Below are 3,957 nucleotides of genomic sequence, written 5' to 3' on the forward strand. Positions count from 1 at the left end.
CGGGAGCAAGCTCCCTCGCCACAAAAGCAACTTGTCGAGGCTACAACTCCGTCGCCCGCTGACTCGCGGCATCGTCGTAGATCACATACAACGACTCGGCAATCTGACTCTTGATGGCCTTGGTGCTTTCCAGCCCCAGGACAAACCCCTCGGCCTTACCACCGGCACGGTTCAGTTCGTCAGCGGTGCTGGCCTGGGTGATGGCATCGTAGAGTTTCTCGGCATGCGGTCCCACGCCCTTGGGCAAGCTGATCTGGACGGTGCTCATAGGCACACCTCGGTGTGGCTGTCTGTGTGAAGCGGTAACAGATGATTCATGGCGCAAACCTTTGTTTGGCGAATGGCCGGCAGCGCGTGCAGCCACTTCCGGGGGACCATGGTAGCCCTCTCCTGCCGTTGCGGTAACCGCAATCACCGATTAATCGCCAACGGACCTGAGGAATGCGCCGGCCGGCAAGAGAAGCTTGACTTCTCTTTTCCAATCAGTAACATACGCGTCATTCCGCGATAGCTCAGTTGGTAGAGCAAGTGACTGTTAATCACTGGGTCCCTGGTTCGAGTCCAGGTCGTGGAGCCAGACAGCAGCAAATCAAGCCCCTGAATTGAAAGATTCAGGGGCTTTTTTGTGGGCGAAAGAAAGGGCTGATGATTGAAAAGGCCTGCCGATGTCGCTGGCGGAACAATCAGTCAGGCCAGAACAGGCATCATGGTCTGAATCCTGCTTGAATTTGCCAGGCCCGACCGTCACGTGCACGTCATGAGGACGTCGCAAACTGGCGTTGTCCGCCAACAAACATCTCCATAACAACAAGGACGAAGGCATGCCCACGCAAAACCCTCACCGCAACAATGATCTGTGCACCTCCAGCAAGGTGTACACCGCGCTGACTGAACTCAAGCACTTGGAAGGCCACCGCAGCGCCAAATTCCTTTCACTGCTGACGCAACACCTGGTGCGCAAGGGCCTGCTCAACGAGCAGGAAGTGGTGCACATGCTCGATCTGGTGGTCGATTGAGCAGCATCGATTCCTACTATTGAAGCGGTTGATTTTTCCTCCTCCCTGCTGAGTCGTAAGGTAACCCCATCGATTGATGGAGGTTCCCATGCCCAAGGTTCAAATCATGTCTGTCATTGGCAGCGCCGTACCCGCCCCGCTCAGGGAGCGTGGTCTGTTGGCCTGCTGGTATCTGGTGCAGGACGGCGTCACCATCAGCGGTCCGCTGACTTCTCTGCCCGCCGCCCAAGCCCTGTCGCAACGTATCGGCCCTTATCTGCTGACGGCCTAGGGCAACCGCACCCGCGGCTTGCTTTCGACGAACAGCGCCCAACATGACATGAACAGCGCGGCAATCAGCGGGCCGATGACGAATCCGTTCAGACCGAATACGGCCAGCCCGCCCAACGTCGAGACCAGCACCATGTAGTCCGGCATCTTCGTATCCTTGCCCACCAGGATCGGACGCAGGAAATTGTCCACCAGACCAATCACAAATATCCCGAACAGCGTCAGCACCACACCCTGCCAAATGGCCCCTGACAGCAGGAAGTACAAAGCCACCGGCGCCCAGACAAGACCAGCGCCCACGGCCGGCAGCAGCGACAGGAAAGCCATCAGCACCGCCCAGAGCAGGACCGTCGGAATCCCCAGGATCCAGAAGATCAGCCCACCCAACGCCCCCTGGGTAATAGCCACCAGCAGGTTGCCCTTGACGGTTGCGCGCACCACCCGATTGAACTTCAACTGCAGGCGACGTTTCTGGTACTCCGCCAGGGGAACGGCGGTACGGACCTTGCGCACCAGCTCAGGGCCGTCACGCAGAAAAAAGAACAACAGATAAATCATGACAAAGAAACTCACCAGAAACTGAAACGTGCCCTGGCCGAAGCTGAACGCCTGGGTGGCGAAAAACTCGCTGCCTTGCATCGCACCTTTGACGATCCGCTCTCGCAGCCCGTTCAGGTTACCCAGGCCGAAACGGTCGAGCAGATTCTGGAAGTATGGCGGCAAGGCATCCCGGAAGCGGGCCAGATAATCGGCGATGTCCAACTCCCCGCTTTCCAGGCTCTTGTAGAGCGCCGCTCCTTCCTGAACCAGCAACGTACTGATGACGATCACCGGCAAGATCGCGATCACCACGCAAATACTCAATGTCAGCAACGAAGTGAGGTTGCGCTGCCAGCCGAGTTTCAATTGCAGGCGGCGCTGCATCGGCGCAAAGACGATCCCCAGGATCACTGCCCAGAATACCGCGCCGTAAAACGGCAGGAGGATCCAGATGAAAGCGATGGTGACCAGAATCAACATCAGCATCTGGGATTTGTCTTGCAAGCTCTTTCGGTTCATTTGTTTTCCATATCCTTGGCGCGATAAACGTTAGTCAGCCAGGATTCGCCGGAGTGCCTTCGCCTTTGCACGCTTGAGTTGATCCAGATCAATTGCGCTTGACCAGTGGTGGCGTACCCTCGCCGCTTTTTGCGACCAGACGCCACCATGCCCTTCGTTGCTCCCGAACTGCTCGCCCCCGCCGGCACCCTGAAAAACATGCGCTATGCCTTCGCCTACGGCGCCGACGCGGTGTACGCCGGCCAACCGCGCTACAGCCTGCGTGTGCGCAACAACGAGTTCGACCACGCCAACCTGGCCTTGGGCATTGGCGAAGCCCAGACCATGGGCAAGCGCTTCTATGTGGTGGTGAACATTGCGCCCCACAACGCCAAACTGCGTACCTTTCTCAAAGATCTGGAACCTGTGATTGCCATGGCGCCGGACGCGCTGATCATGTCCGACCCCGGGCTGATCATGCTGGTGCGCCGACACTTCCCACAGATGCCGATTCATCTGTCGGTGCAGGCCAACACAGTGAACTGGGCAAGCGTCGAGTTCTGGCAACAGCAGGGCTTGAGCCGCATCATCCTGTCCCGAGAGCTGTCCCTGGAGGAAATCGCCGAAATCCGCGAGCAGGTGCCGGCCATGGAACTGGAGGTGTTCGTCCACGGGGCACTGTGCATGGCTTATTCCGGACGCTGCCTGCTGTCGGGCTACCTGAACCGGCGCGACGCCAACCAAGGCAGTTGCACCAACGCCTGTCGCTGGAAGTATTCGGCACAACCGGCGCAGGAAAACGTGGTCGGCGATATCGTGCAAACCTGGCCAGCCGAACCGACCCTGGGCCTCGGCGCGCCCACCGACCAGGTGTTCCTGCTTCAGGAAGCGAACCGCCCGGAGGAATCGATGCCGGCCTTCGAGGACGAGCACGGCACCTACATCATGAACGCCAAGGATCTGCGGGCCGTGCAACACGTGGAACGGCTTGCCCGCATGGGCGTGCATTCCTTGAAGATCGAAGGTCGGACCAAGTCGCACTTTTATTGCGCCCGCACCACCCAGGTGTATCGTCGGGCAATCGACGACGCCGTGGCCGGCCGGGAGTTTGACCGCAGCCTGATGACCGATCTCGAATCCCTGGCCCAGCGCGGCTACACCGAGGGTTTTCTACGCCGGCATGTGCATGATGAGTACCAGAACTACCAGAACGGCAGTTCGGTATCAGAGCGCCAGCAGTTCGTCGGCGAACTGACCGGCCAGCGGCGCGAGCGTCTGGCCGAAGTCCGGGTCAAGAACCGCTTTGGCCTGGGCGATCACATGGAACTGATGACCCCCAAGGGCAACTTTCACTTCGACCTGCATCAGTTGCAGAACGTCAAAGGCCAGGGCATCGACGTGGCACCGGGAGACGGGCATGTGGTGTACGTGCCGATTCCCGATGCGGTGGATTTGCGGTTTGGGTTATTGATGCGCGATGTGCGTGGGTCGTAGCGCCTGCACTGATCCAAAAGACGTTCCCGAATAATGCAGGCACCGCCAAACAACTGTGGGAGCGAGCCTGCTCGCGATAGCGCCTTTACAGTCAACATCGTCATTGACTGATCTACCGCCATCGCGAGCAGGCTCGCTC

5 protein-coding genes and 1 tRNA gene are annotated in these 3,957 nt (G+C 58.9%); 4 read left to right on the plus strand and 2 right to left on the minus strand.

What is annotated here, in order from left to right; all coding sequences use genetic code 11:
* Nucleotides 1-40 precede the first annotated feature (40 nt).
* Nucleotides 41-268, minus strand: a complete 228-nt coding sequence (locus HU811_RS25715; protein ID WP_092456829.1) for a hypothetical protein — start codon at nt 266-268, stop codon at nt 41-43.
* A 233-nt stretch (nt 269-501) separates the two neighbouring features.
* Here HU811_RS25715 and HU811_RS25720 point away from each other — a divergent pair.
* The 3 genes from HU811_RS25720 to HU811_RS25730 all read left to right on the plus strand — a co-directional run bounded on the left by HU811_RS25720 (nt 502) and on the right by HU811_RS25730 (nt 1,287).
* A tRNA-Asn gene (locus tag HU811_RS25720) sits at nt 502-577 on the plus strand.
* Nucleotides 578-821: 244 nt separating this feature from the next.
* Entirely contained in the window at nt 822-1,016 is a 195-nt protein-coding gene (locus HU811_RS25725; RefSeq protein ID WP_092400689.1) for a hypothetical protein, read from the plus strand.
* A gap of 88 nt (nt 1,017-1,104) precedes the next feature.
* Complete coding sequence (locus HU811_RS25730; protein WP_047229260.1) at nt 1,105-1,287, plus strand: hypothetical protein; 183 nt, start codon at nt 1,105-1,107, stop codon at nt 1,285-1,287.
* Here the strand turns inward: HU811_RS25730 and HU811_RS25735 are convergent.
* Nucleotides 1,284-2,345 carry an AI-2E family transporter gene (locus tag HU811_RS25735; RefSeq protein WP_092400379.1) on the minus strand — a complete coding sequence of 354 codons (1,062 nt, stop codon included), beginning with the start codon at nt 2,343-2,345 and terminating at the stop codon, nt 1,284-1,286. The two genes, HU811_RS25730 and HU811_RS25735, sit on opposite strands and share 4 nt — an antisense overlap.
* 147 nt (nt 2,346-2,492) lie before the next feature.
* Here HU811_RS25735 and trhP point away from each other — a divergent pair, with 147 nt between their 5' ends.
* The gene (gene trhP, locus HU811_RS25740; RefSeq protein WP_186658867.1) at nt 2,493-3,818 is read left to right on the plus strand and encodes a prephenate-dependent tRNA uridine(34) hydroxylase TrhP; all 1,326 of its coding nucleotides are present in this window, start codon (nt 2,493-2,495) and stop codon (nt 3,816-3,818) included.
* Nucleotides 3,819-3,957 lie beyond the last annotated feature (139 nt).

The organism is Pseudomonas tehranensis (assembly GCF_014268615.1).
Classification (GTDB): Bacteria; Pseudomonadota; Gammaproteobacteria; order Pseudomonadales; family Pseudomonadaceae; genus Aquipseudomonas; species Aquipseudomonas tehranensis.